This is a genomic window from Corallococcus macrosporus, assembly GCF_017302985.1.
GTDB lineage: Bacteria > Myxococcota > Myxococcia > Myxococcales > Myxococcaceae > Corallococcus > Corallococcus macrosporus_A.
Genome location: NZ_JAFIMU010000010.1, coordinates 516826 through 540956 on the forward strand (window position 1 = coordinate 516826; position 24131 = coordinate 540956).

Genomic DNA, 24131 nt, shown 5'->3' on the forward strand with positions numbered 1-24131 from the left:
GCCTCATGGATGTAACTGTGTTGACCGATTAACAGCACGCTGCCTTGGTTTCGAGGGGCACATCGAAACCGAGGCGAGCTTCCGCGAGGTCTTCGCGGACTACCGCCGCCGCAAGGTCATTCCCTGAGCGCTTCCACCACGAGCGAGCGGAAGTAGCGCGCACCCGGATCCGCGTCCGTCCGGGTGTGCCAGATGAGCGACTTGGTCATGCGCGGTGAGGGGAACGGCATCTCCACCGTGCGCAGGGGCAGCATGTCGCAGAAGGCCCGGGCGACGCGGCGGGGCACTCCCGCCACCAGGTCGGAGCGGGCCGCCGCCATCGCCGCCGCGAAGAAGTGCGGGACGGCGAGCCCCACTTCCCGCGTGAGCCCGTGCTCCTTGAGGATGCGGGCGTGCTGCTGGGCGCCGATGCCCGGGCGCCCTTCCGCGAGGTGCAGGTCGATGTGCTTCGACGTGTTGTAGAGCGCCTTCGTCAGCGTCTTGCCCCGGATGCGCGGATGGTCGCGGCGCACGAGCAGCACGGCGTCATCCGTGTACAGCGGTTCGGCGTGGCACCCCGGCCCCTTGGCCTCCGGTGGTCCCAGTGCCACGTCCACCGCGCCCGTCGTCAGCCCATCCCGCTCCACGAGGTAGTCGATGCTCACGACGCGCAGGAGCGACGTGGGGAGGCGCTTCGCGAACAGCGCCGCGAGCACCGGCACGTCGGAGACACCGTGGTGGTCCGCTCCCGCCACGGTGAAGGTCCGCGTGCACGTCTCCGGCTTGAAGCCCTGCCCTCCCTCCAGCGCCAACTGGAGCTGTCCCACGGCGGACGCGATGAAGGGCCGCAGCTCTTCACACCGGGGCGTCGGTACCAGTCCGCGTCGGCTGCGCACCACCAGCGGATCTCCCAGTACGTCGCGCAACCGGGCCAGCGCGTTGCTCACCGCCGACTGCGTGACGTGGAGCTCGCGTGCCGCCCCCGTCGCGCTGCCGGACTCCAGCACCGCGTGCAGCACGAGGAACAGGTTGAGGTCGATGGCGGAGAGATTCACGGCCGTGATTCTAACCATCATGGACCATCACTGGTGGAGATGGCTCCTGTGGCCTTAGTCATGCCCCATGTCATTCCCCACCGAAGCCGCCGCCATCCGCGAGCGCATGCAGCACCTCTACGAATGCTGGAACCAGGGCGACGCCCAGGCCTACGCCGCCTGCTTCACGCAGGACGTGGACTACGTCGCCTTCGACGGCAGCCACCTCCAGGGACGGCAGGCCAACGCGGAGTCCCACCAGGCCCTCTTCGACGGCGTCCTGCGCGGCTCCACGCTCGAAGGCGATGTGAAGTCCCTGCGCTTCCTCGCGCCGGACGTGGCGCTCATCCACACCGAAGGCGTCATCAAGCTGCGCTGGCAGCGCACGGCGCCCAAGGGCCGCCGCTCCATCCAGACCACCGTCGCCGTGAAGCGTGAAGGCGTCTGGTTCTTCACCGCCTTCCAGAACACCCGCATCCAGCCGCCCAACGCCTTCGCGCGCCTGATGCTGCGATTGATGACGCCGAAGCGCTCAGCCGCGCGGTGACACGAGCAGCAGCGACAAGATCTCTCCCGCCACCGCGCGCTTGCTCCCCTGCAACACGCGGTCGGGCCCGGTGCGGGAAATCACCGTCACGCGGTTCGTGTCCGTGCCGAACCCCGCGCCCTCGGCGGTGACGTCGTTGGCGACGATGGCGTCCAGCCCCTTGCGCTCCAGCTTCTCTCGCGCGTGCTCCACCACCCGCTCCGTCTCCGCCGCGAAGCCCACCAGCACCGGGCGCCTGGCCCGGCCCTCCACCTTGCGTGACGCCTCCAGCAGCACGTCCGGCGTGCGCACCAGCTTGAGGTTCTCCGGGCCCTCGCCCTTCTTCACCTTCTGCGGCGCTCGCGTCTCCGGACGCCAGTCGCTCACCGCCGCCGTGGCGATGAACGCGTCCGCGGACTCCACGCGCGACAGCACCTCGCGCGCCATGTCCTCCGCGCTCACCACGTCCACCACCTCCAGGCCCGTGCGGTCCACCGCGCCCACCGGCCCCAGCACCACCGTCACCTTCGCCCCCAGCGCTCGCGCCTCGTGCGCCAGCGCCAGGCCCATCTTCCCCGTGGACGGATTGGAGATGAACCGCACCGGGTCCAGGTACTCGCGCGTGGGGCCCGCCGTCACCAGCACCGTCTTGCCCGTGAGCGGACCTCCGCCCAGCCGCGCCGCCACCGCGGACACGATGGCGCCCACGTCCGCCAGACGCCCCGAGCCCACGTCGCCGCACGCCAGCATCCCCGCGCCCGGCCCCACCGTGCTGAAGCGCGCCTCCGCCAGCAGCGACGCCACGTTCTCCTGCGTCCGCGCGTTCTCCCACATGGCCACGTTCATCGCGGGCGCCAGCACCACCGGCCCCTTGAAGGCGAGCAGCGACGTGGTCACCGCGTCTCCACCAAAACCCGCGCGGATCTTCGCGATGAGGTCCGCCGTCGCGGGCGCCACCACGTAGGCCTCGCCCCAGCGGGCCAGGTCCAGGTGGCCGAAGTTCCCCTCCTGCGCCGGGTCGAAGTAGTCCGTCAGCGGCGGGTGCCCCACGAGCGCCTGGAAGGTCAGCGGGGTGACGAACTGGCGCGCGGCCTCCGTCATGGCCACCCGCACCTCCGCGCCCGCGCGGCCCAGCTCACGCACCAGCTCGCAGGCCTTGTACGCCGCGATGCCGCCACCCACGCCGACGATGATCCGGCGACCCTTCAATGCCGATGCGTCCATGCGGCTTCATTACGCGCCAGCACGCCCGGTCGCAACACGACTACCGCAGGGACACCTCACCCTGGGAGGGAACGTCCACGGCGCGCACCACCGGGCCCGTCCCCGGCATCTCCGCGTGGAAGTAGCCCCACACCAGCGTGTAGCGGCCCGGCCGCAGGCCCTGCACCACCACCCGCTCCGACATGGGCTGGTACACGAGCTGCGCATAGCGCGAGCGCAACAGCTCCGTGGGCGGATTGCCCACCGCGCCCACCTCTCCCGGCACCACCCACAGTGCCTTGCCCCGCTCCGGCTGGAGCAGCACCGTGACGGAGCCCGTGCCCGGCACCGGCCCCAGGTCCAACGTCATGTCCGCGCCCGCCACCTGCACCACCACCGCCGGCTCGCCCATGCCTCCGCGCGGCCCCACCACGAAGCGGTAGCTGCCCGGTGACAGGTCCGCGCTGTAGCGGCCATCCGCGCCGGTGATGAGCGATACCGTCTCGCTGCGGTCCGCGTTGAGCCCCTCCACCTGCGCGCCCGCCGCGGGCTGGCCGTTCGCCAGGTACACCCGGCCCGTCAGGCGCGTCGCGGGCTTGAGGGTCAGCTCCACCGGCGCCGTGCTCCCGCGCGGCACCTCCTGCGTGCCGCTCACCTTGCCCTTGCGCGCGGACACCGTGAAGCGCGGCACGAAGGGAGGACTCGCCAGCGTGAAGGTGCCGTCCGGCCCCGACAGCACCGACCCGTCGCACACGTCGCACGTCACCACCGCGTCCGGCACCGGGCCGCCGGACGCGTCCTTCACGCGGCCGGACACCGACGGCGCCTTCACCAGCACGATGTCGCCCATGTCCGGCGGAGACCCCGGGCGGTCCACCACCTGGGGCTCGTACCCCGCCGCGTCCACCGCGACGATGAGCCGGTCGCCCGCCGTGGACAGCGGCAGCTCGAAGCGGCCATCCGGGCTGTTCACGTCGTGCTCGTCCACCCGGAAGCGGCGCACCGGCTGGCCGGAGTCGTCCACCACGCGCCCCCGGAACGTCGAGCGCTTGCGCATCTTCACCTGGACCGGCGGCCCGCCCGGCTTGGCCTGCGGGCGCTCCATCGCCTCGTAGCCCGAGTGGCGCGCCTCCACCATGTACGTGCGGTCCGGCCGCAGCGCGCGGAACTCGAAGTGGCCGCTGGAGTCCGACTGCGTGGGCTCCGCCACGCGCGGCGCCACGCTCATCGCCGCGCCCACCACCGGCTGGCCGTCCTCGTCCACCACGTCGCCGGTGAGCTGCGCGCCGGGCTCCAGCTCCACCGCCACCTGCTGCTTCGTGCCGTCCTGCACCGTCACCGACTTGGGCCCGGACTGCAGGTACTCCGGATGCGACGCCATCAACTGGTACGTGCCCGGCGGCAGCCCGCGCATGGGCACCACGCCGTCCGGCCCGGAGGGACGGTCGCTGCGGAAGATGTTCTCCGGATCCGCCCACATCACCACGTCCGCGCCCTCCACCCGCCGGCCGCCGCTGGACACCGTCACGTCCGCGCCCGCCTTCGCCTCCAGCGACAGCGTCACGTCCGTCGCGGGCGCTGTCGCCTGCACGCTGCCACCGCCCCACTCGGAGTGGTGCGCGTGCAGCGTGTAGAGCCCGGGCATGGGCACCTGCGCCGTGAAGTGGCCGTCCTCGCCCGCGTTCACCACCTCGCCGGTGGGCTGCACCAGGACGGACACGCCCGACGCGGGCCGGCCGTACTCGTCGATGACCTGCCCGCTGATGACCGTGGCCTTCGCCAGCTCCAGCTCCAGCGGCGTCTCGCCCTGCGACACGCGCGCGGGCAGCTGCGCCGCGGTGAAGCCCTCCGCCTGCCCCTCCAGCACGTACTCGCCCGGGGCCAGCGGCCCCAGCTCCGCCAGCGCTCCGGTGGGCACCGCGTCGCGGCGGATGAGGTCGCCCGCCACCGTGCGCAAGAGCAGCTGCGGGTTGGGCACCGGCTGGCCGTCCTCGTCCACCACCGTGACGAGCAGCCGCCCTGCCGCCTCCAGCACCAGCGTCACCTGCGTCACCCGCTGCGACAGCGTGAGCGTCTGGGGCGTGGAGCCGAAGCCCGGCGCCTCCGCCGTCACCACCACCTCGTCCGGGTACAGGCCGTTGAAGCGCACCGGCCCGCCCTGCGCCTCCGTGTGCTCCTCGCGCGTCAGGTGGTCACCCCTGAGCCGCACCGTCGCCGCCGCGGGAGCACCGTCGCGCGTCACGCGCACCTCCAGCGTGCGCGACGGCGTCAGCTTCAGGCGCAGGGGCTGCGAGTCCGCCTCCACCTGCTGCGCCACCGCGGGCTGGAAGCCCTCCGCGTCCGCGAGCACGTAGAAGGGCCCCTCGCCCAGGCCGGACAGCGTGAAGGCCCCGCCCGCGCCCGCCACGGCCTCGAAGGGCAGCGGCACCTTGCGCGACACCGCGCGCACGCGCGCCCCGGGCCTCGCCTGGCCGGAGTCATCCACCACCGTGCCGGTGATGCTGCGCAGGGGCGGCAGGTACAGCTCCACCGGCTCTCCCGGCGCGGCCCGGTCCTTGAGCGCCACGCCCAGGCCCGCCGAGCGCGCCCAGACGGTGAAGGACACGCCCGCCAGGTGCTCGAAGCGGAACTTCCCTTCCGCGTCCGTGCGCACCGTGGCGCGCGCCGTGAGGAAGCCCTGCTGCTGTTCGAAGAAGGCCCGCGTGTGCAGCGCCGTCTCATGCGCGGTGCAGGCCAGGAGCGCCAGGCCGCACTCGTCGCACCGCACGTCCGCCAACGTCCGCTCCGCCGACGCCGCGAGCGACACCTCCGCGTCCGGCACCGGCCGGCCGTTGCCGTCCAGCACGCGCCCGGTGAGCGTCAGCCCCTCCTGCGCGCCGGAGGACACCGCCACCGCGTTGAAGGCAGGCATCCCCTGGCGGATGGAGCTGGCGGAGACGGGCGAGACGGGACGCGCGGCGGGAGCGCCCCACCGGGGCCCCAGCACGATGGCGGCGGCGAGCGCCAGCACGGCGGCCACCGCGATGAAGACCCATTTGCGCATGTGTACGCGGCCGGGACCTTACTCGCCGGCCGGCCCCCCAACGACGGTTTCCCCCGGGAAATTCCAGAGCGTCCTGTTGAGGACGTCCCGGGGGACGGTGGAGCCGCCGGATCAGTCTTCCGCGAACGGCTGGATGGCCTGGGCCACCGCCAGCTCCTGGCGGGCCTCGCTCAGCTCCGAGTTGGTGGCGCGCAGCCGGTCGCTCAGCACCTGCACGAAGCTCCAGAGCATCTTCACCGCCAGGATGGCCTCGCGCTTCATCAGGCCCATCAAATCCGAGCGGGCGATGACCATGGTGCGCGTGGGCTCCGTGGCGCGCACGGTGGCCGAGCGGGGCGCGTTGTCGATGAGGCCCATCTCGCCGAAGTGCCCGCCCGAGCGCAGCTCCGCGATCTCCACGCCGTTCTTCTCGATGGCCACCCGGCCCCGGATGACGACGAAGAGCTCCTCGCCCGGCTGCCCCTCCACCACGATCTCCCGACCCGCCGGGTAGGTGCGCGTGGTGGCGATGGACAGCACCGCCGTCTGTTCCTTGTAGGTGAGGTGGCGGAAGAGCGGAATCTTGCGCAGCGCCTCCATGCGCGACTGCGCCTCGCTCGTCTCCTCGCTGGCGAGCGCCGCGCTGTCGCCGGCCACCTTCACCACCACGGCGGTGATGTTGTCCTTGCCGCCGCGCTCGTTGGCCATCTCCACGAGCTTGCGCGGCAGGTCCCCGGGCTGTAGCCCCGCGACCAGGGGCAGGATTTCTTCGTCCTCGATGTAGCCGTGCAGGCCGTCCGAACAGAGGAGGAAAACGTCGCCGGGCATCAGGTCCACGATGAGCGTGTCGACCTGGACGGACTCCTGGATGCCCACCGCGCGGGTGATGACGTTGCGGTACTGCGAGGTGGCGGCCTGCTCCTTCGTGATGGTGCCGGCCTTGAGCTGGGCTGCGACCAGCGTGTGGTCCTCGGTGAGCCGGTGGCACTGCCCGTGCCGCACCAGGTACACGCGGCTGTCGCCCACGTGGCCGATGACGCCCTTGTTGCCGCCCACGGCCAGGCACACGAACGTGGTGCCCATGCCGCGCTTGGAGGCGTCCGTCATCGCCGTGCGGTAGATGTCCGCGCACGCGCGCTGCACGGCCACCTCCACCAGCGCGGCGGCGGCGGAGCGGCTGTCGGCGGTGGGGTTCTGCGCCAGGTCCTTGAGCAGGTGCCGGTTGGCCGCGATGTGCTGCTTGACGACCTCCGTGGCCCGCGCGCTGGCGACTTCACCCGCGGCGTGTCCGCCCATGCCATCGGCGACCATGAACAGGCCGAGCGACGCGTCCACCATCATCGCGTCTTCGTTGTGTTGCCGTTTCCGGCCGACATCGGTCAGCCCGAAGGCTTCTGTGGTCAAGGCCACCGCGAACGCTCCATCCGTGCCTGAAGGGTGACTCCGCACGTTACGCAGGCCGCCGAAGACGTGGCAAGGCTTCAGGGCTGCAGGCGCACCGACAGCAGGCGCGAGAAGCCGCCCGCCGTATAGAAGCTGACCTCCACCTGCCCGAAGCGAAGCCGCATCCCGTCCTCCACCGGCATGGGTTTGCGAGCCAACAGCCGGCCGCCCGCCACGTACGAGCCGTTCTTCGAGCCCGCATCCGTCAGCATGAAACCGGTATCCCCGGAGTCCCGCGAAAACCACGCGTGAAAGCGGGACACACTGCCGTCATCCAGGACGACGTCGTTGTTGCCGGTGCGCCCCACGGTGATGCCCCGGCCGAAGGCGTTGCCCTGGCACTTGAGCACCGGGAAGACGACGGGTTCGTCCTGGCCGAGCGTGGGCGGGCCCGCGTTCGTCACGGTGCGCAGCGGGTACTCCTCCAGGTCGGAAGGCTGCACTCCGCCCAGGGGAGGCGTGAAGAGGAGGATCGCGGCGGGGAGGCCCCGTTCGAACTCCTCGCGGTTGCGCAGGTAGCGCGCGACGTGGGCACTGAGCAGCTCGACCATGGGGGACGGGGGACGCGGCGCCCTGCCCGCACCGGCAGGCGGGGCCGCTCTCGCTCATGGAGTGTACCGCGCCCCTACCGCCAATCCGCGAAAAATCCGATGTTCACGCCACCCACGAAGTCGCGTGCGAAGCTGCGGTTCTTCAGGCCGAAGGGCTCCGAGTAGCCCAGGGCCACGCCCAGGCCCACGTCGCGCTCCAGCTGGTAGCCAATCTGGAAGCGGCCCTGGACGGTGCCCGCGGTGCGGCGGTCCGGGGGCTGGGTGGTGAAGTGGGCGCCATAGAAGGTGGGGCCGCCCGTCACCTGGAAGCCCCAGTGGGCCTTGCCCGGCAGGTGGTTGCGGTAGCCGAAGCCCACCTGCACGGTGTGCTCGTAGTAGGAGGACACCGGCAGGTAGAAGTTCTCCAGCGCCGTGTCGGGCAGCGACGCCGCCCATCCCACCCCACCCTCCAGGATGGCGATCCACGCGTCCTTGCGGTCCTGGAAGAGCGTGAGCTCCCACTGCACGCGCACGTTGGGGACGACCGCGCCGTTGTTGAGCTGCGTGCCCAGGAAGACGCCCCGGGGCAGCCAGGCGGGCGTGCGCGACACGTGGCCCCGCAGGTCATCCGCCCCGCGCGACTGCGCTGCGGCGGAGGTGGAGACGACGGCAAGTGAAATGACCAGCAATGCGCGAGCGAGGTGGAGCATGGGGCCCTATCCACCGTGGCAGCGCGCACTTGTCAACGAAGTGATTCGTTGGCTATGACACGCAACGCCCTCCTGCCCGTCGCGGGAGGTCACCAGGAGCGGAACACCGAATGCCAGTCGTCACGGTCCGGGCCAGCAGCAAGCAGGGTCCGGCGCAGCTCGACACGCTGGTCCGCAAGGTCACGCAGAAGACGTCGGGGCTCCTGGAGGAGAACGACCGGGTGCTCGTGGTCTACGGCCAGGGGCAGGCCAGCCTGTACTACGAGGGTGCGCCCCGTCCGCGCGCCGTGTCCCGCCCGGCCTGACGCATTCCGCTTCACCTCATTCGTCGGGCCCGAGCCTGCGCGCGCGCTGGAAGAGCGCCGGCGGGTTGGCGTCCACGGCGGCGATGAGGCGGTGTCCCAGCAGCTCGTAGGTCTCCGTTTCGATGGGGCCACGGCCCGGCGCCTCCAGCCCGTCGAAGTTGCCCACGCGGTAGCGCGCCGCGAAGACGAAGTGGAAGTCCGGCGGCGCGAAGAGGTGTTCGGGGTCCCCCGCCGGGTGGACGTCCATGGCCCAGCGCGGCTCGAACGACGGCGGGTGGATGCCGCGCTCCACCTGCTCCATGTGCTCGCGCGTGTAGAGCCCGGTCATCTCCTGGAGCGTCGCGCCGGTCTCGAAGCGCACGTGCGGGTAGAAGCGGTAGCACGGGTGCCGCGGATCCAACGCGTAGAGCCAACCGCCGGGCGGGGTCAGCTCGCGGAACACGGCGAGCATCCGCTCGGACAGGTCGCGGTAGAGCTCCAGCCGGGCGTCGTGCTCCAGGCGGAAGAAGGCGTCGTCGACGACGAAGCGCACATTGCCCTGCTCGGCGGACGGCCATGCGTGGTCCAACGCGTGGTGCTCCGCATCGGAGGACAAAGGCATCCAGGCTTCGGGTTCTGCTTTGAGCTCGAGCATGGCCTTGTCCCCCCGTTCCGCGAAAGCCAGGGTATGCGCGCAACGCAGGAATCGCGCAAGCACCTGCCGGGAGGGGTCCATGTCTGTCATCCGACGTCCCCGCGAAGAGGGCCACGGATGTGAGTCTTTGAGGACCGCAGCCCGTGTCACGCGGCGGACGGCGTGATTGCGCGGGGGCTCGCGGCGAGGCAGAGACGGTGGGCCGTTCTCGACCTCGCCGCGGGAGTGCCGTGATGACCTGGTGGATGTATGCCCTGCTGTCCGCGGTGTTCGCGGCGCTGACCGCGGTGCTGGCGAAGGTGGGCGTGGAGGGAGTGCCCTCCACGCTCGCGACGGCATTGCGCACCGTGGTGGTGCTCGTCTTCGCGTGGAGCATCGCGCTGGCTCGCGGTGAGCAGCACGCGCTGCCCTCGCTCAGCCGCAAGACATTGCTGTTCCTGGCGCTGTCGGGCGTGGCGACGGGCCTCTCGTGGCTGGCCTACTTCCGGGCCCTGCAATTGGGCCCGGCGTCACGCGTGGCGCCCATCGACAAGCTCAGCCTGGCGCTCACGGTGACGTTCGCGGTGCTCATCCTCAAGGAGCCCCTGTCCTGGCGGCTGGGATTGGGCGTGGCCCTCATCGTCGCGGGCACGCTCTTGACCCTCGAATAGGCCTACGGCAGTTCCACCTCGTTGCCCAGGTACGCGTAGCCGAAGGAGCCCACGCGGGTGCCCTGGCCGGCGTTGACCTCCTCGTACGTGCCCCGCACCACCGTCCCCGAGTAGTCGATGGTGAGCTGGCTGTTCTGGATGCGGCCCTTGCCCAGGCGGAAGTCCAGCCAGAGGTTCTCTCCGAACTCCGAGGGCACCGGGCACACGCGGATCTGATCCGGACGCACGTCGCGCAGGTCCTCGTACTGCACCTTCCCGCCTTCCGTGCCGGGCTCGCTGATGTCACCGACGTAGATGGCGGCGAGGGAGCACTGGAGCTTGTTCATCGTGATGAGCGCGTCGCCGTTGCCGTAGACGTTGAAGCCCACGTCCAGGTCTCCTTCCGACTGCTTCGCGCCGGTGTCGAGCTGGAGGTCCAGGTTGTACGTCCCCTGGTACTTGCGGTTGATGTCGTCCTGTCCGCAGCCGGTCAACGCCGTCGCGGCGAGCAGCAGGCCCGCGAGGATGGACGTGGGGCGGTGGCTCTTGAGTGCGTGGGTCATGGGGTTCCTCTCCAAGGTGGGGGTTGTCGTTCAACGAAGGGCCTTCCCGCCCTTCCCTGTTCCCTTGGTCTCCGAGGGCCCGTGGATTGATCAAACAATCCACCGGGTCTGGCTTTCAGAACGGCGCGGGCGACGTGAACTCCAGACGCTCGCCCGAGCGCGGATGCACGAAGGCCACCGCATCGGCATGGAGCATCAGCCGCGCGTCCTCTCGTCCCAAGCGCGCGTCCCCGAGGATGGGAAGTCCCAGCCCCAGCGGATGCGCTGCATGGATACGCAACGCGTGGGGAAGTTGGGTCGTGGGCACGAACTCCACCCGGGTCCGGGAGCCTTCGCGCTGGAGCACCCTCCAGGCGCTCCGGGTCCGCTTGCCGTGGCGCGCGTCCACGCAGTCCTCCAGTGACGCGTGGGCCGCTCCGCGCAGGGGCAGCTCGATGGTGCCGGCCTCGCCTTCCACGGAGCCGTCGAGCCACGCGACGTGCCGGTGCTCCGCCTCGCGGCGGGAGAACTGACGCTGGAGGGAGGCGCGCGTCTCCGCGTCCCGCGCGATGATCAGGAGACCAGAGGACTCGGGCTCCAGTTCGTGGAGGAAGCTGGCGGAGGTCAGCTCCGGGAACCGGGCCTGGAGCCGGACGAGCAGTGAGTCGCGCGTGGGCGCATGGCGTCCGGGGAGCGTGGGCAGTCCCACGGGCTTGTCGACCACGAGGAGCCATGGGTCCTCATGGAGGACGTGAGGCCCCTGGGCGACTGTCATGGTGGGAGAAGGCAGGTCCACCGACAGGCCTTGCAGCATGAACGGCAGCACCGTGCCGCATTTGTTGTCACAGGCCGGGTAGTACGCACCGGACTCGCGGCGGCCATCCAGCGGCGGCGCTCCCCACCAGAACTCCGCGAGCACGAGCGGCGTGAGCCCCTGGCGAAAGGCATACGCCAGCAGCTTGGGCGCCGCGCAGTCACCCGCGCCTCCGGGAGGCGGCTTGGGCGCGAACAGCGCGGCCAATGTCTGGGTTTCGCCGCGTGCATTGGGAATGACATATCCCTGCGTCACCTGCCGCCACAGGGCCCGCGAACGTTCCGCGCGCACGTGCTCCACTTCTGTCAGGCGCGCTTCCGCGTCCCGGAGCGGATGAACGAGGCCCTGCGCGCGCAGTGCAGCGGCTTCCCGGGTCAGCTCCGCATGCCGTTGCTCCAGTGTGGCCAACTCCGCCTCGCCCGCGGGCCAGAACGCGTCGCGGTCCAGGGGATCGAACAGCGGCGGCACGAAGCCCTCCACGTTCCACGCGCCGTTCAGCATCCCGGAGAACGCGCTCAGGAACCCCACCCGTCCGCCCGGTGCCGCGACCACCAGCACGCCGAACATCTTGCCGCCGCCGGTCCGCCACAGGGCTTCACGGCAGGTGGCGTCCTGCCGCAGCCGTTGCTGGAGGGCTTCCGCTGCGCGCAGCCCCCAGGGGCCGGGAGCCGGTGCCTGGAAGGGGTTCGCCAGCCGCGTGGGCAGGTCCTCGGGCCGTGCCCCCTCGAGGAACATCAGGGTCCGGATGAGCTCCGCCTCGTCTGTTCGGGTCTTCATCCGGGCCCCATCATCCCCTGAATCCTCCGGTGAGGGGCGGCTTCCCTCCATGCCGCTGGCTGGTGGAGGCTCCAGACCGCCCGTGCACTTCCTCAAGCAAGCTCCCGCCGCGCCGCTGTCGCCCTTCGTGCTCGGGTACTGGTTCATCCAGGACCTGAAGGGCGCGTACTCGGGACGGCCCATCCAGACCTCACCGTCTCCGGCGGCGGTGCTGACCCTCAACTTCGGCCGGCCGTGCTCGAGCGACTTCGCTGCGGGTGCCCCACGCGCCTCGCTCCTGGGAGTCCAGTCCCGTCGCCGCGTCTGGCGCTCTGGCGAGGGCTGCGCCTTCGTGATGGTCATGCTGAAGCCCGCTGGCCTCGCGCGACTCTTTCCCGCGAGCGGGCGGTCGACGGGTGACGACCTGCTGGAGCTGGGCGCGGTGCTGGGCGATGGGCAGACCCGGCGGCTCCTGGAGGACCTGTCGGCCGCGTGGGAGCCCCACCAGGTCACCCCTCGCCTGGATGCGTGGCTGCTCCAGAGGCTGTCCATGACGAAGCCCCTCCCTGAAACCGAACGGCTCGCGCGGGCCTGGGAGGTGCTGCGCCGCACGTCGCGCGTGGACGCCGCGGCGCGGGCGGTGGACGTGTCGACGCGCCAGTTGGAGCGCGGCTTCCAGGAGCACGTCGGGCACTCGCCCCGTCAGTTGTTGGCCCTGGAGCGGATCCATTCGAGTCTGCTCGCGGCGCAGACGGGTCAGGGGGATCCGCTTCAAGGCTTCAGCGACCAGGCGCATCGCATCCGGACGTGGCGCCGCTACCTGGGGCTGACGCCTGGACGGCTCGACCGGGCGACACGCTCGATGATGGCGGACTACTTCAATCCCAGCCGGGAGGGCTCTCCGGCCGCGGCGCTCGCGCACTTCCTGTGAAGCCTCGCGCATGTCGCATTCGTTCAAGACGGCCCGGCCGTGGTGGGGGCAGCGTGGGGCCACCATGCCCCTCCATACCGGAACCCATGACTACGCCGACGGTGAGACCCTCTGTGAAGGGTACGTCGCCCATGAGTCCACCCACGACGGCCCGCGCCCCTGCGTGCTGATTGCCCATGCCTGGGATGGGCAGAACGCCATCATCCGCGCGATGGCTGAACGGTTCGCGGCCCAGGGTTACGTGGGCTTCGCCCTGGATGTGTATGGGAAGGGAGTCCGTGGCGACGTGACGGGAGACAACTCCCACCTCATGGGCCCCTTCCTGGAGGACCGGGCGCTGCTGCGCCGTCGCATGTGCGCGGCACTGGAGGCGGCGAGGCGCCATCCGCGTGTGGACCCCACGCGCATCGCGGTGCTGGGCTATTGCTTCGGAGGCCTCTGTGCACTCGACCTGGCTCGCGCGGCTCCGGAGGGCCTGCGCGGCGCCGTGAGCGTCCATGGAATGCTCCACGCGCCACGCCTGGGCCCCCAGCCGCCCATCTCCGCGAGCATCCTGCTGCTGCATGGCTGGGAGGATCCGACCGCGAAGCCCGACGCGGTGCTGGCCATCGCTCGGGAGCTGACGGACGCGGGCGCGGACTGGCAGCTCCAGGCCTACGGCCACGCGATGCACGCCTTCACCTTTCCCGGCGCCAACCGTCCCGAAGTGGGCATCCAGCACCACCCGGTCGCGGCCGGCCGCGCGGACGCCGCCTTGCGAACGTTCCTGGCGCAGGTCCTGGATGAAGCGGCCCCTTCCAGAGGGCAAGCTGGAGGTTCGGAGCCGGGGCACGGATGACGGGTGGCCTGCCCGGCGTTCATGCTCCGGAGCCTGGGAGGCCTTCATGACGGTCGACGTGGAGCGGGCGCTGGCGGAGGTGTTGCCGGCGGAGGCGGTCACCGCGGATCCGGACGTGCTCGCGGCGCACCGCAACGACCAGGCGGAGTGGGCGCCCTCGGGCATGCCCAGGGTGCTCGTGCGGCCCGCGTCCACCGCCGAGGTCCAGGCCGTGCTGCGCGTGGCCACGGCACTGCGTGTGCCAGTGGTGCCTCGCGGGGCGGGCTCCGGCCTGTCGGGCGGCGCGAACGCGAGCGACGGCTGCATCGTCCTGTCGCTCATGCGCATGAACCGCATCCTGGAGGTGGACCGTCGCGGCATGCTGGCGGTCGTGCAGCCCGGCGCGCTCAACGGCGCGGTGAAGGCCGCCGCCGCGGAACAGGGGCTCTGGTACGCGCCGGATCCCGCGAGCTGGGAGTTCTCCTCCATCGGCGGCAACCTGGCGACCAACGCGGGGGGCCTGTGCTGCGTGAAGTACGGCGTGACGGGCGACGCGGTGCTGGGCCTGGAGGCGGTGCTCGCGGACGGCACCGTGGTGCGCACCGGCGGACGGACGGTGAAGAACGTGGCGGGCTACGACCTGACGCGCCTCTTCGTCGGTTCCGAGGGCACGCTGGCCGTCCTCACCGAGGCCACGCTGCGGCTGCGGCCCCGGCCATCGAAGGCGACGACGCTGGTGGCCGCGTTCCCGACGCTCGTGAGCGCGGGCACGGCCGTCTGCGACATCATGGAGCGCACGCGCCCTTCCCTGCTGGAGCTGATGGACCGCACCACCGTGCGCGCCGTGGAGGCCTGGAAGCCCATGGGCCTGGACGTCGAAGCCGCGGCCCTGCTCCTGGCGCGCTCCGACGCCGGGGGCCCGCAGGGCGAAGAGGAGCTGGCGCTGATGGTCGCGTCCTGCGAGCGGGCCGGCGCGACCACCGTGATGAGCACCGCCGACGAGGTCGAAGGCGAGCTGCTCATGGGCGCCCGGCGCTTCGCATTTCCCGCGCTGGAGCAGCGCGGCGCCACGCTGCTGGACGACGTGGGCGTGCCCGTCGTGCGCATCCCGGAGCTGCTCGCGGAGGTGGAGCGCATCGCGGAGCGGCACGGGGTGCTCATCGGGACGTTCGGGCACGCGGGCGATGGGAACATGCACCCCACCGTCGTGTTCGACCGGAAGGACGCGGCGGCCCTGGCACGAGCGAAGGAGGCGTTCGACGACATCCTGCGCGCGGCGCTGGCCCTGGGCGGCACCATCACCGGCGAGCACGGCGTGGGGTCCCTCAAGCGCGGCTTCCTGGGCGCGCAGCTGGGCCCGGAGACGCTGCGCCTGCACCAGGCAATCAAGAGTGCACTCGACCCGCTGGGCCTGCTCAACCCCGGCAAGCTGCTGTGATTCCAGAGGTTTGGCGGGGCTGCTCGGAAAAATAAATCCGGTGTCGATCCGGCGGAGGCGCGTTCGTCGCGTGGATGAAGGCGACGTTCACCTCATCCCTTTCCTTCCGTCTGGAGACACACCATGGGCACCAAGATCTTCGTCAACCTCCCCGTCGAATCGCTGGACCGCGCGGTCGGGTTCTTCACGAAGCTGGGCTACTCGTTCAACCCCCAGTTCACCGACGCCAACGCCACCTGCATGGTCATCAGCGAGGACATCTACGTGATGCTGCTGGTGAAGCCCTTCTTCAAGACGTTCACCCAGAAGGAGGTCGCGGACGCCACGAAGACGACCGAGGTCCTCATCGCCCTGTCCCAGGAGAACCGCGCCGCCGTGGACGCGCTGATGGAGAAGGCGCTGGCGGCGGGCGCGAAGGAGACCAAGGACAAGACGGACATGGGCTTCATGTACCAGCGCAGCTTCTCCGACCTGGACGGCCACCAGTGGGAGCCGTTCTGGATGGACCCGGCCGCCGCCCAGCCGCAGCAGTGATTCAGAGGGGGCGCTTCATGCCCTCGTGGCTCGCCACGAAGCCCAGCCGCGCGTAGAAGCGGTGGGCCTCGTGGCGGCGCTTGTCCGTCGTGAGCTGCATCAAGCCGCAGCCCCGGGCCCGGGCGCGCTCCATCGCGTCCACCATCAGCGCCTCACCGATGCGCTGCCCTCGCAGGTCCGCGCGCACGCGCACCGCCTCCACCAGCGCCCGCCGCATCCCGCCCCGGCTCAGGCCCGGGATGTACGTGAGCTGAAGCGTGGCGATGATCTGCCCCTCCTGTTCGCCCACGATGAGCTCGTTGTTCGGGTCCGCGTGGATTTCATCGAACGCGGCGCGCACGGCGGGGACGACCTCCTCCGTGTAGCCGGTGCGTGACTGCGCGATGGCGTCGTCCGCGAGCAGCGTGAGGATGGCGGGCAGGTCCGTGGCCTTGGCGATGCGGAAGGTGATGGGGGGCATGCGAGGAGTCTAGCCGTCTTCACAATCGATGGCCGTCCCGCGTCCTGGAGCCAACGCCTGTTGGAGCGGGCGCTCAAAGCTCCAGAGGGAGAGGTCTTCGATGAGCCTGGTGAAGCAGCAGGGCATCCTGAGCCCGGACACGCGGTGCGAGAGGGACTCGGACGTCATCATGACGGCGGCGATCCTCGGGTGGGCGTGGAGCCGCCTGACGAACGCCGACGTGAACAAGCGGCACGCGCGCATCGACTTCGAGGTGCAGGACGCCCAGAAGCTGAACGAGAAGGAGCTGCGCGAGCAGACGGAGAACGTCGCGCTCCACATCTCCACCATCGAGAAGCTCAACCAACTGCTGCACGCCACGGGGCTCAAGCCCGAGCAGAAGGTGGAGCTGGGCACGACGCCCATCTGGACGACGGGCGGCCGCATCTCCGGAGGCACCGGCGACAAGAACCCCGCGGACGCCTACCGCTACAACCCGCCGCTGCCGGAGGGACTCGCCGCCCGGCTGTTCGAGCTGGCCACCAACCCGGCCACCGCGGGCCAGCTGGGCTACCAGGGACGCGGCGCGTACACGGGCTTCATCGACGGCCGGACGGATGGGCAGACCGGGCTGATGAGCACCTTCCAGCACACCGTGCCTTTCGACGACGCGTACGGGCGGCGGTGGCATCCGCCGGAGGCGCCGCCGGACAAGACCTGGGGGATGATCCTCACCACGGACATGCAGGACCACGTGGACCCGGACGAGAAGAAGCAGGGCCTCAAGCAGTGGGGCATGCACTTCGAGGGCCCGACGCCCCAGCGCAACCGCGACATCTGCGCGTACACGCACGGGATGATCCAGGCCATCTACGACGTGCACGTCCACCAGCTGGCCAACGACACCAGCCCGAACAAGAAGACGCCCTACAACCCGGGCACGCCGTATGAGATCGCGGTGGGCAAGCAGACCACGAAGCTGGCCTCCTGCTTCCCGTGCAGCATCTTCATGGAGGCCACCGGCCACGCGGCGTCCTCGACGCACCTGGGCCGCGGCGAGTCCTGGAGCCCCCTGTACCCGCCCGCCAATCCCACCACCACGCAGCACAAGGCGTGGCAGGCGTGCAACGCGCAGTGGCAGGCCTACTGCAAGTCCATCATCGACGCCGGGCTCCAGTGCCTGAAGAAGGCCCCGGCCCAGGTAAACGCGGACTGGACCGCCAGCGTGGCGGCGCTCGACCTCTACCTCAACGGTCCGCGCGGCGTGAACAAGACGCCGGCCACCGCGGCCCTGGGCTACGCCAACCTCATCCTCGACGCCGTGACGGTCCACGACAGCGAGGTGAAGCGCGTCAACCGGACCCTCAAGTAGCGGCCTGGCGCCGGTGACTCTGGAAGGCCTCACGGGCACGCCGCTCGTGGGGCCTCTTTTATTTTCAGGGGAATCACAGCCGCGGTTCCCGCGCCGTCCTCGCGGCATGATCCGAACGCACATCTTGAAGGCTTGTGAAGCGCGGGACTCCGCGCTGTTCGACGTCGCACTGCTCGCGGAGCGCCTGACACGGGCCCCGCGCGGACAGGGCCCGCTGGAAGGCGACGCCCTCTTCGCGTCGCTGCGGGAGCGGCTGCCGGAGGGCCCCAACCGCGTGCTGGCCTTCGGGGTGGCGCTGCGGACCGCGACCGAGGACTCCGGACACCCTGGCGTCGCGGAGCTGCCGCTGGCGCAGCTCGCCCGCGAGCTGGGGCTGACGGCCACCCAGACGCGCGACATGCGCCGGGGCCTCGCGGACGGCATCTCTCCGCTGGTGCTGGCGGCGGAGCCCACCTCCCTCCTGCACGCGCGGGTGCTGGAGGCCGTGCTGCTGACGGCGGGGCTGGAGGTCCACCTCACCGAAGCGGAGGTGACCGCGCTGGAGCGGGCGACGGAGGACGTGGATCAATTGAAGGAGCTGGCCGGGCAGTTGCTGTGCCGGAACGCCTTTGGCTCACGGGTGGCCTGGCCGCTGGAGGCCCTGCGCCAGCAGTTGACCGCGCTCGCGCTGGCGCCCGCGACGCTCGCGCACCGCCAGGAGGCCTGGCGTCTGGCGGTGCGCTTCTCCCATGCCCTCGGTCAGGACCTAGCCCAGCAGCTGGTGCTCGACCTGATGCGGGAGCTGCTCCACGTCGAGGCGATGGAGTGCCCCCGCCCTACCGCTCCCGCATCCTCGCGTACCTGAGGATGTGCATGGGCGGGTACAGCCCCAGCGCGTGCGCCGCCGGCATGTTCACCTCGAAGGAGAAGCGCGACAGCGCTTCAATGGGAATCTCCGAGGGCGGCCGGCGGTCCCGGAGGATCTGCGCGGCCTTGAAGCCCGCGAGTCCTCCCACGTTGTAGAAGGGCGCCACCAGCCCCATCATGCCGCCCGCTTCCAGCTGCACCTCGATGGCGCAGAAGGTCGGCAGTCCGAGCCGCAGCGCTTCGCTCATCAAGAGCTCGCTGTGCGGCGCGAAGAAGTTCACCGGCGGCAGGTACACCAGGTCCGGCCGCCGGGCCGCCAGCCGCTGCATCATCGTGGGCAGCCTCGCCGCGTCCGGCTTTCCATCCGGGCCCAGCGGATCCACGGCCACCAGCTCGATGCCGGCCTGGGCGGTGAGCTGCGACAGCCGGTCGAACATGGTGCGCTGGGACAGCTCGGCCGGGTTGTACGCGATGCCCAGCCGCTTCAGCGGCATGAAGGACTGCATGGCCTTGAGCTGGACTGGCAGCGAGGCCACGTGGATGGCGCCCGTCAGGTTGCGCCCGGAGCTCTCCAGCCGCTCCACCAGGCCGGCGCTGACCGGATCCGACACCATCGCGAAGACGACCGGGATGTCGGTGATGCGCGGGGGCGCGTCCGTCTCTCCCAGCTGGCCCACCAGCCCCTGCGTCACCAGCGTGCTCTGCGCATAGACGAGGTCCGGGCGCTTCGTGCGGATCTCCTGGACGATGGCGGGCAGCTTGCTGGCGTCTCCCTCGATGTTGCGGACCGTGAAGGCCACCTCCAGCCCGGCGCTGTGCAGGTAGTCCTTGAAGCCCTGGTCCGTCTCCGCGCCGGAGCGGTGCAGCACCATGAAGACGCGGTACGGCGCGGCGGAGGCGGAGGCCGCCGCCAGCACCACCAGCGCCGCGAGGAGCGCCGGACGGCTCATCGTCCAGACTCCCGCGCGGTCCGCTCGGACGCGGCGCTCCACAGCCCGCGCTGCCGGTCCAGGCTGTGACGGACGATGTGCTCGATGACGTCCGCCTGGGTGAAGCCCGCCTGCCGCGCGGTGAACATGATGGCCGCGTGGCTGCCCAGGTTGCAGCCGATGTTGAACTCCAGCAGGAACACCTCGCCGGTGTCGCGGTGCAGGCGGAAGTCGACGCGCAGGTAGTCGAACTCCATCACCGCGGCGCACAGCTTCAGCGCATGCCCTCGCAGCTGCTCCGCCAGCGGTCCCGGCGGCACGAGCTTGCGCTCACGGCCTCCGTCCAGCAGCCGCTTCTGCCGGTGGGTGACGATGCCGTGCGGCAGCGCGGACTTCTCCTCCGCGACGCCCAGCACCCGGGGCTCCGGCCCGCCGAGCACCGGCACCGTGAGGTCCAGACCGGGGATGAGGGCCTCCACGATGCAGGCCTGGCCCAGCTCCTGGAAGTAGCGCAGGCGCGCGTGCAGCCCGGCCTCCGTCTCCTGGATGCTGTCCTCGGTGATGCCCACGGACGCGGCGCCGAAGCGCGGCTTCACGAACCAGGGGCCGGGGAAGTCCGGCGCGGAGGGCAGCGGTCCCTCGGCCGGGCAGATGATCCACGGGGCCGTCGGGATGCCCAGGGCCCGCGCCGTCAGCTTGGTGAGGTGCTTGTCCTCCGCCAGCGCGCGGATGTTGGGCGGCGCGCCGAGGTAAGGCACCTCCAGCCACTCGCAGAACGCCGACGTGAAGACCTCCGAGCTGCGGAACGGCGCGCGGTTGAGCAGCGTGAAGACGTAGTTGGGCTCGCTGCGCAGGTGGACCAGGTCCTCCAGCGCGCGGCAGGGCGAGCACCGCAGCCCCAGGTCCGCCAGCACGTGGAACAGCTCGTGGTTGTAGCGCGGGAGCACGCCATGCTCCGGGTGCAGGCCGGGCCACGGCGCACCGGGCTCCGGCGCGTACTGCGCCAGGAACAGCACGTCCAGGCGCTCGCGCTGCAAGGGGGTCAGCTTCAGCAGGTCTCTTGAGATTGGCTTCTGGGTCATGGGGCTTTCGGGGTGGGGGTGGATGGGGGAAGCGAGCGGACGAAGAGGTAGGCGGCGAGCCCCGCGGTGAGCACGAGCATCCCGGTGCCGATGGCGTGGGCACACCGCACGAAGCCGCTGGCGCTCAGCAGCGCGGCGGCGAGCAGCGGGCCGGCGAGGCTGCCGACCCGTTCGATGATCCGGAACACGGACAGGAGCGCGTCCAGGCCAAACCCGGCGCACTCCTCCGCGAAGAGCGGCGGCACGCTGGCCAGCAGCGGCGTGGCCGCGAGCGCCTGTCCCAGCCCCACCAGCAGCACGGAGGCGAGCAGCGGCCAGGGGCCTCCGGCCGACGCGAACAGCAGCACGCCCAATCCGGAGGACGCGCCGCCCGCCAGCATCATCCCCCGGTGCCAGCCGAAGCGGTCCGCCAGTAGCGACACCACCGGCGTGGCGAACACCGTGGAGATGAAGGAGCCCATCATCAGCCGGCCGATGGCGGCCTCGCTGAAGCCCAGCTCGTGCAGGCGCAGCGGCGTCAGGAAGAAGAGGAAGCCCGTCAGCACCAGGCGCACCGGCATGGCCGCCAGCAGGATGAACAGCAGCACCCGGCCGCGCTTGAGGATGCCCAGGTAGGCCGCCACCGGCCGGTGCTCGGCCGCCTCGCGAGGCCCCGAGTCCGGCGTCAGGAGCCCCACCAGCACCATGGACAGACACACCAGCGCCGCGGCGACGCCGAAGGTCGCGCCGTAGCCGATGCGGTCCGCGAGGATGCCGCCGATGGCGGTGCCGCACACGCTGGCGGCCGTCGACGCGCCCACGAACACGCCCATGCTCCGCGCGCCGTGGCTCTGCCTCGACGTGCGCGCCACGTGCAGCAGCGCCGTCGCCGTCACGATGCCGTAGCCGCCCGCGGTGACGATGCGCCACAGGAACAGCTCGGTCAGGCTGGACGACTGGCCCGTCAGCGCGAGGCCGAGCGCGCTGGGCACCATGCCCGCCAGCAGCGCCACGCGGCTGCCCCGGGTGTTCAAGAGGCGCCCGCCCAGCGGCGTGCACAGCACCATCGCGGTGACCCACAGCGACATGGGCAGCGCCACGATGAAGCTCTCGGAGAAGAAGGGACCGGGCTGGTAGAGCTGCTTGACGTAGAGCGGCCAGAACGAGCGCGAGAGCTCCGAGCCGAAGAGGTAGATGAACAGCGGAAGCCGCAGGTCGCCGGTTTCCGGTTCCTCCAGCGCCGCGGGGGACTTCGGGTCGCCGAACCGGAACTTCTCCCCCAGCGCCGCCAGGGCCTGCTCCACCGCCTCGCCGGGCTTTCCCTTCCGCCGTGCCTGCGCGACACGCTCGGTCAGCGCGGCGTGGCGGACGTTGAGGCCGCGCACCAGCCTGGCCGCGGCGGCCAGCGCCCGGGTGGCCTCGTCGTGCAGCCGCAGCCGGGCCAGCCGGGTGAAGTCCCCCGCGCTCCCGAGCGCCAGCAGCCGGTGCAGCAGCCGCAGCGGCCGGATGACGAGCAGCCCCATCAGCGCCATCAGCACCTCGATGGTGACCAGCGCCGTGACGAACAGGGTGATGAGGATGTCGGTGTGGATCTCCTGGAGCCGCTGCTCGACGTAGCCCGCGTCGATGCCCAGGTGGAGCCGGCCGATGACGCGCCCTCGCGACTCGACGGGATAGGCCAGGTCCATCGCGCCCTCCAGGCGCGCCAGCCCGCGCGACTCCTCGTGCGTGTGGGCCTCCTTCATCCGGTCGAAGAAGGACTCGGGCCGCGTCTTCAGCTCCCGCGACGCGTACAGCATGCGGCCCTCCGAGGAGGCGAAGCCGATGTAGCGGAGCTCCTCGTGGCCCGCGGCCGCGTCGTCCAGGTACGCGTCCGCCGCGCCCAGCCGCGTCACCGGGATGCCCAGGTCCGCGGCACGCCGGAACTGGAGCGCCACCGTCTCCGCCAGCGTCTCCGCCTTGGCGCGCAGGTCCGGGCGCAGCGACTCCTCGAAGAGATGCGAGGCTTGCAGGGACGCGGCCACCAGCGTCGCGACGATGAGCAGCGTGGACGACAGGCTCACCTGCCAGATGCGGCCCCGGGACAGTCCTCCGTCACTGGCCGGACTCATGTGCCCTCCAGGGACTTCTCCGCGCGGGTCAGTGCCTGGGAGGCGTCCCGGTAGCGCGCATCGAACGCGCGCAGTTCTTCATCGGCCGGGGCCGTGTGCTCCGGGCCCTCCATGCCGCGGAAGGTCTTCTCCATGGCCTGGAACCGCTGGCCCATGGGCTTGAGCAGGCCCCACATCAGGGCGCAGACCAGCGTGAAGCCGCAGCCCAGCGGCCACAGCGCCTGCCGGGCGAAGGTGTGGAGGAAGGCGCTCGCCCGCGCGTCCAGCGCCCGGCGGTCATAGGCGATGAGCACGAACCCCACGGGCTGGCTGAAGGGGTTGAGGATGGGCGCCCCCACCAGCAGCGCCGTGCTGTCCGTGCGGTTCCAGGTGCCGTCGCGTGAAGCGGCGGCCTCCTCGAACCAGACCGCGCGCTCGCGGGCGGAGCCGGGAAGATGGGTGGTGGCGTGCAGCCCGCTCTGGAACAGCACGGTGCCCCGGCGGTCGAGGATGACGACGCCGCGGATGTCCGGATCCATGTCGGAGACCCGGGTGACGATCTGCTGAGCGTCCCGCGCTGCGGGCAGGGCCAGGCCCAGGTCGATGGCCGCCTCCGTGGAGGCCTTCGCGTCCAGCGCGAGCACCCGCAGCCGCGAGCGCTGCAGCTCGCCGAGCGTCGTCTCGAACTTGGCGTAGTTGAGCAGGACGATCAGCGCGATGGAGAAGCACAGGATGGCAGCGGTCGCGGCCCCCAGCTTGAAGAACAGACTCATGGCCCCGCCCTCGCCTTCAGAAGAAGGACCACTGGATGCGCATGAGGAACTCGTCGAAGGACGGCTGCCCCTGCGAGAACCGGTACCGGCTGGCGTTGAACGTCCAGCGGGTGGACGTGTTGAGGTACCAGTTGAGGCCCGCGGTCAGCTCCTGGATGCGCTCCTCGGAGGGGCCGTCGTGTCCCGGCAGGCCGTCGAACTTCAGCTGCGCGAACCCGTAGCGCAGCGCCACCTCCCACGCGCCCGCTCCGTATTTGCCGTCGCCGGGGTCGAAGGGATGAGAGGGCTCCACGCCGCGCTCCACCCGCTTCTCCCCGGTCAGCACCCACGTCCCGGACGCGTACACGGCCTGGGCACGCAGCCCCGGCAGGTGGACGCGCCGCGCGTCGTTGCCCACGTCCGAGGCCTGGAGCCAGCCGTCACGCTGGGAGGCGTGGAAGCGCGCGTACTCCACCTTCAGCGAGGTGGGGCCCTGGAAGGAGACGGCGTCGGCGCCCAGCCGCCAGTCGGCGGGGGCCACGAACAGGCCTGAAGCGCCGGTGGCGTACGTGACCTTGTATTGAGGGCCCGCGAGGAAGGCGTAGCCGGTGGCCAGCTTGCCCCGGGGCTCCTCGGGCAGGTTGTTCCCCAGCGCGTGCGTGGCGCTCACCGCGACGGAGACGCCGTCCAGCGGTGACACGGAGAGGCGGCCGGCGAGCATCTTCCCGCGGTCCTCGTCGCGTGCCTTGGCGCTGGCCTCGTTGAAGAGCCCCACCCAGTACTCCACGCGCTGAT

At 71.0% G+C, this 24131-nt stretch carries 24 protein-coding genes; 9 read left to right on the forward strand and 15 right to left on the reverse strand.

What is annotated here, in order from left to right; translation table 11 throughout:
• Positions 1–116: 116 nt before the first annotated feature.
• A complete protein-coding gene (locus JYK02_RS32770; protein ID WP_207056818.1) occupies positions 117–1055 on the reverse strand; it encodes a LysR family transcriptional regulator in 939 nt (312 codons plus the stop codon).
• A 46-nt stretch (positions 1056–1101) separates the two neighbouring features.
• On the opposite strand from JYK02_RS32770, the gene JYK02_RS32775 reads away from it, so the two are divergent.
• A complete protein-coding gene (locus JYK02_RS32775) occupies positions 1102–1560 on the forward strand; it encodes an SgcJ/EcaC family oxidoreductase (protein ID WP_207056819.1) in 459 nt (152 codons plus the stop codon).
• Here JYK02_RS32775 and coaBC read toward each other — a convergent pair.
• The 5 genes from coaBC to JYK02_RS32800 form a co-directional block, all read right to left on the reverse strand.
• A complete protein-coding gene (coaBC, locus tag JYK02_RS32780; protein ID WP_207056820.1) occupies positions 1546–2763 on the reverse strand; it encodes a bifunctional phosphopantothenoylcysteine decarboxylase/phosphopantothenate--cysteine ligase CoaBC in 1218 nt (405 codons plus the stop codon). The genes JYK02_RS32775 and coaBC overlap by 15 nt on opposite strands.
• Before the next feature lie 40 nt (positions 2764–2803).
• Positions 2804–5785: a carboxypeptidase regulatory-like domain-containing protein gene (locus tag JYK02_RS32785; protein WP_207056821.1), complete on the reverse strand. Its 2982-nt coding sequence runs from the start codon at positions 5783–5785 to the stop codon at positions 2804–2806.
• A 111-nt stretch (positions 5786–5896) separates the two neighbouring features.
• Positions 5897–7174: a Stp1/IreP family PP2C-type Ser/Thr phosphatase gene (locus tag JYK02_RS32790; protein ID WP_043323281.1), complete on the reverse strand. Its 1278-nt coding sequence runs from the start codon at positions 7172–7174 to the stop codon at positions 5897–5899.
• 71 nt (positions 7175–7245) lie between these two features.
• Positions 7246–7758, reverse strand: coding sequence for an FHA domain-containing protein (locus JYK02_RS32795; protein ID WP_207056822.1), 513 nt, complete (start codon positions 7756–7758; stop codon positions 7246–7248).
• Positions 7759–7832: 74 nt separating this feature from the next.
• On the reverse strand, positions 7833–8447 hold the full coding sequence (locus JYK02_RS32800; RefSeq protein ID WP_207056823.1) for a hypothetical protein: 615 nt from the start codon (positions 8445–8447) through the stop codon (positions 7833–7835).
• Between the two features lie 110 nt (positions 8448–8557).
• Between JYK02_RS32800 and JYK02_RS32805 the strand changes: the two genes are divergently transcribed.
• Positions 8558–8752, forward strand: a complete 195-nt coding sequence (locus JYK02_RS32805; protein ID WP_207056824.1) for a hypothetical protein — start codon at positions 8558–8560, stop codon at positions 8750–8752.
• A 16-nt stretch (positions 8753–8768) separates the two neighbouring features.
• On the opposite strand, the gene JYK02_RS32810 is transcribed toward JYK02_RS32805, so the two are convergent.
• On the reverse strand, positions 8769–9353 hold the full coding sequence (locus JYK02_RS32810) for a DUF2716 domain-containing protein (protein ID WP_207056825.1): 585 nt from the start codon (positions 9351–9353) through the stop codon (positions 8769–8771).
• A gap of 266 nt (positions 9354–9619) precedes the next feature.
• Here JYK02_RS32810 and JYK02_RS32815 point away from each other — a divergent pair, with 266 nt between their 5' ends.
• Positions 9620–10036 carry an EamA family transporter gene (locus JYK02_RS32815; RefSeq protein ID WP_207056826.1) on the forward strand — a complete coding sequence of 139 codons (417 nt, stop codon included), beginning with the start codon at positions 9620–9622 and terminating at the stop codon, positions 10034–10036.
• 2 nt (positions 10037–10038) lie between these two features.
• Here JYK02_RS32815 and JYK02_RS32820 read toward each other — a convergent pair whose 3' ends face one another.
• Together JYK02_RS32820 and JYK02_RS32825 are read right to left on the reverse strand one after the other, a co-directional pair.
• On the reverse strand, positions 10039–10578 hold the full coding sequence (locus tag JYK02_RS32820) for a hypothetical protein (RefSeq protein WP_207056827.1): 540 nt from the start codon (positions 10576–10578) through the stop codon (positions 10039–10041).
• 115 nt (positions 10579–10693) lie between these two features.
• On the reverse strand, positions 10694–12148 hold the full coding sequence (locus JYK02_RS32825; RefSeq protein ID WP_207056828.1) for an RluA family pseudouridine synthase: 1455 nt from the start codon (positions 12146–12148) through the stop codon (positions 10694–10696).
• Positions 12149–12230: 82 nt separating this feature from the next.
• Between JYK02_RS32825 and JYK02_RS32830 the strand changes: the two genes are divergently transcribed.
• The 4 genes from JYK02_RS32830 to JYK02_RS32845 all read left to right on the forward strand — a co-directional run bounded on the left by JYK02_RS32830 (position 12231) and on the right by JYK02_RS32845 (position 15847).
• Positions 12231–13058 carry a helix-turn-helix domain-containing protein gene (locus JYK02_RS32830; RefSeq protein WP_207056829.1) on the forward strand — a complete coding sequence of 276 codons (828 nt, stop codon included), beginning with the start codon at positions 12231–12233 and terminating at the stop codon, positions 13056–13058.
• A 64-nt stretch (positions 13059–13122) separates the two neighbouring features.
• The gene (locus JYK02_RS32835) at positions 13123–13896 is read left to right on the forward strand and encodes a dienelactone hydrolase family protein (RefSeq protein ID WP_207056830.1); all 774 of its coding nucleotides are present in this window, start codon (positions 13123–13125) and stop codon (positions 13894–13896) included.
• Between the two features lie 46 nt (positions 13897–13942).
• Positions 13943–15313 carry an FAD-binding oxidoreductase gene (locus JYK02_RS32840; protein WP_207056831.1) on the forward strand — a complete coding sequence of 457 codons (1371 nt, stop codon included), beginning with the start codon at positions 13943–13945 and terminating at the stop codon, positions 15311–15313.
• A 123-nt stretch (positions 15314–15436) separates the two neighbouring features.
• Complete coding sequence (locus JYK02_RS32845) at positions 15437–15847, forward strand: VOC family protein (protein WP_207056832.1); 411 nt, start codon at positions 15437–15439, stop codon at positions 15845–15847.
• Between the two features lies 1 nt (position 15848).
• Here the strand turns inward: JYK02_RS32845 and JYK02_RS32850 are convergent, their stop codons facing one another.
• Positions 15849–16307 (reverse strand): GNAT family N-acetyltransferase, encoded by a 459-nt coding sequence (locus JYK02_RS32850; RefSeq protein WP_207056833.1) that lies wholly within the window; start codon positions 16305–16307, stop codon positions 15849–15851.
• 100 nt (positions 16308–16407) lie between these two features.
• On the opposite strand from JYK02_RS32850, the gene JYK02_RS32855 reads away from it, so the two are divergent.
• Both JYK02_RS32855 and JYK02_RS32860 read left to right on the forward strand, forming a co-directional pair.
• Complete coding sequence (locus JYK02_RS32855) at positions 16408–17658, forward strand: hypothetical protein (RefSeq protein ID WP_207056834.1); 1251 nt, start codon at positions 16408–16410, stop codon at positions 17656–17658.
• A gap of 124 nt (positions 17659–17782) precedes the next feature.
• Complete coding sequence (locus tag JYK02_RS32860) at positions 17783–18502, forward strand: hypothetical protein (RefSeq protein WP_207056835.1); 720 nt, start codon at positions 17783–17785, stop codon at positions 18500–18502.
• Here JYK02_RS32860 and JYK02_RS32865 read toward each other — a convergent pair.
• The 5 genes from JYK02_RS32865 to JYK02_RS32885 all read right to left on the reverse strand — a co-directional run.
• Complete coding sequence (locus JYK02_RS32865; protein WP_207056836.1) at positions 18474–19454, reverse strand: ABC transporter substrate-binding protein; 981 nt, start codon at positions 19452–19454, stop codon at positions 18474–18476. The two genes, JYK02_RS32860 and JYK02_RS32865, sit on opposite strands and share 29 nt — an antisense overlap.
• Positions 19451–20515 (reverse strand): hypothetical protein, encoded by a 1065-nt coding sequence (locus JYK02_RS32870; RefSeq protein ID WP_207056837.1) that lies wholly within the window; start codon positions 20513–20515, stop codon positions 19451–19453. Before JYK02_RS32870 ends, JYK02_RS32865 begins: the two co-directional genes overlap by 4 nt.
• Positions 20512–22605: an MFS transporter gene (locus JYK02_RS32875; protein ID WP_207056838.1), complete on the reverse strand. Its 2094-nt coding sequence runs from the start codon at positions 22603–22605 to the stop codon at positions 20512–20514. The genes JYK02_RS32870 and JYK02_RS32875 overlap by 4 nt, the downstream gene beginning before the upstream one ends.
• Positions 22602–23357, reverse strand: coding sequence for a cache domain-containing protein (locus JYK02_RS32880; RefSeq protein WP_207056839.1), 756 nt, complete (start codon positions 23355–23357; stop codon positions 22602–22604). Before JYK02_RS32880 ends, JYK02_RS32875 begins: the two co-directional genes overlap by 4 nt.
• A gap of 16 nt (positions 23358–23373) precedes the next feature.
• Positions 23374–24131: porin (locus JYK02_RS32885; RefSeq protein WP_207056840.1), on the reverse strand; the 758-nt coding region annotated here is incomplete at its 5' end.

What these genes read in the sequence shown, in the direction of transcription:
- JYK02_RS32770 (WP_207056818.1), bottom strand. Translation starts at nt 1,055, where the DNA reads ATGATGGTTAGAATCACGGCCGTGAATCTCTCCGCCATCGACCTCAAC.
- JYK02_RS32775 (WP_207056819.1), top strand. Translation starts at nt 1,102, where the DNA reads ATGTCATTCCCCACCGAAGCCGCCGCCATCCGCGAGCGCATGCAGCAC.
- coaBC (WP_207056820.1), bottom strand. Translation starts at nt 2,763, where the DNA reads ATGGACGCATCGGCATTGAAGGGTCGCCGGATCATCGTCGGCGTGGGT.
- JYK02_RS32785 (WP_207056821.1), bottom strand. Translation starts at nt 5,785, where the DNA reads ATGCGCAAATGGGTCTTCATCGCGGTGGCCGCCGTGCTGGCGCTCGCC.
- JYK02_RS32795 (WP_207056822.1), bottom strand. Translation starts at nt 7,758, where the DNA reads ATGGTCGAGCTGCTCAGTGCCCACGTCGCGCGCTACCTGCGCAACCGC.
- JYK02_RS32800 (WP_207056823.1), bottom strand. Translation starts at nt 8,447, where the DNA reads ATGCTCCACCTCGCTCGCGCATTGCTGGTCATTTCACTTGCCGTCGTC.
- JYK02_RS32805 (WP_207056824.1), top strand. Translation starts at nt 8,558, where the DNA reads ATGCCAGTCGTCACGGTCCGGGCCAGCAGCAAGCAGGGTCCGGCGCAG.
- JYK02_RS32810 (WP_207056825.1), bottom strand. Translation starts at nt 9,353, where the DNA reads ATGCCTTTGTCCTCCGATGCGGAGCACCACGCGTTGGACCACGCATGG.
- JYK02_RS32815 (WP_207056826.1), top strand. Translation starts at nt 9,620, where the DNA reads ATGACCTGGTGGATGTATGCCCTGCTGTCCGCGGTGTTCGCGGCGCTG.
- JYK02_RS32820 (WP_207056827.1), bottom strand. Translation starts at nt 10,578, where the DNA reads ATGACCCACGCACTCAAGAGCCACCGCCCCACGTCCATCCTCGCGGGC.
- JYK02_RS32825 (WP_207056828.1), bottom strand. Translation starts at nt 12,148, where the DNA reads ATGAAGACCCGAACAGACGAGGCGGAGCTCATCCGGACCCTGATGTTC.
- JYK02_RS32835 (WP_207056830.1), top strand. Translation starts at nt 13,123, where the DNA reads ATGCCCCTCCATACCGGAACCCATGACTACGCCGACGGTGAGACCCTC.
- JYK02_RS32840 (WP_207056831.1), top strand. Translation starts at nt 13,943, where the DNA reads ATGACGGTCGACGTGGAGCGGGCGCTGGCGGAGGTGTTGCCGGCGGAG.
- JYK02_RS32845 (WP_207056832.1), top strand. Translation starts at nt 15,437, where the DNA reads ATGGGCACCAAGATCTTCGTCAACCTCCCCGTCGAATCGCTGGACCGC.
- JYK02_RS32850 (WP_207056833.1), bottom strand. Translation starts at nt 16,307, where the DNA reads ATGCCCCCCATCACCTTCCGCATCGCCAAGGCCACGGACCTGCCCGCC.
- JYK02_RS32855 (WP_207056834.1), top strand. Translation starts at nt 16,408, where the DNA reads ATGAGCCTGGTGAAGCAGCAGGGCATCCTGAGCCCGGACACGCGGTGC.
- JYK02_RS32865 (WP_207056836.1), bottom strand. Translation starts at nt 19,454, where the DNA reads ATGAGCCGTCCGGCGCTCCTCGCGGCGCTGGTGGTGCTGGCGGCGGCC.
- JYK02_RS32870 (WP_207056837.1), bottom strand. Translation starts at nt 20,515, where the DNA reads ATGACCCAGAAGCCAATCTCAAGAGACCTGCTGAAGCTGACCCCCTTG.
- JYK02_RS32875 (WP_207056838.1), bottom strand. Translation starts at nt 22,605, where the DNA reads ATGAGTCCGGCCAGTGACGGAGGACTGTCCCGGGGCCGCATCTGGCAG.
- JYK02_RS32880 (WP_207056839.1), bottom strand. Translation starts at nt 23,357, where the DNA reads ATGAGTCTGTTCTTCAAGCTGGGGGCCGCGACCGCTGCCATCCTGTGC.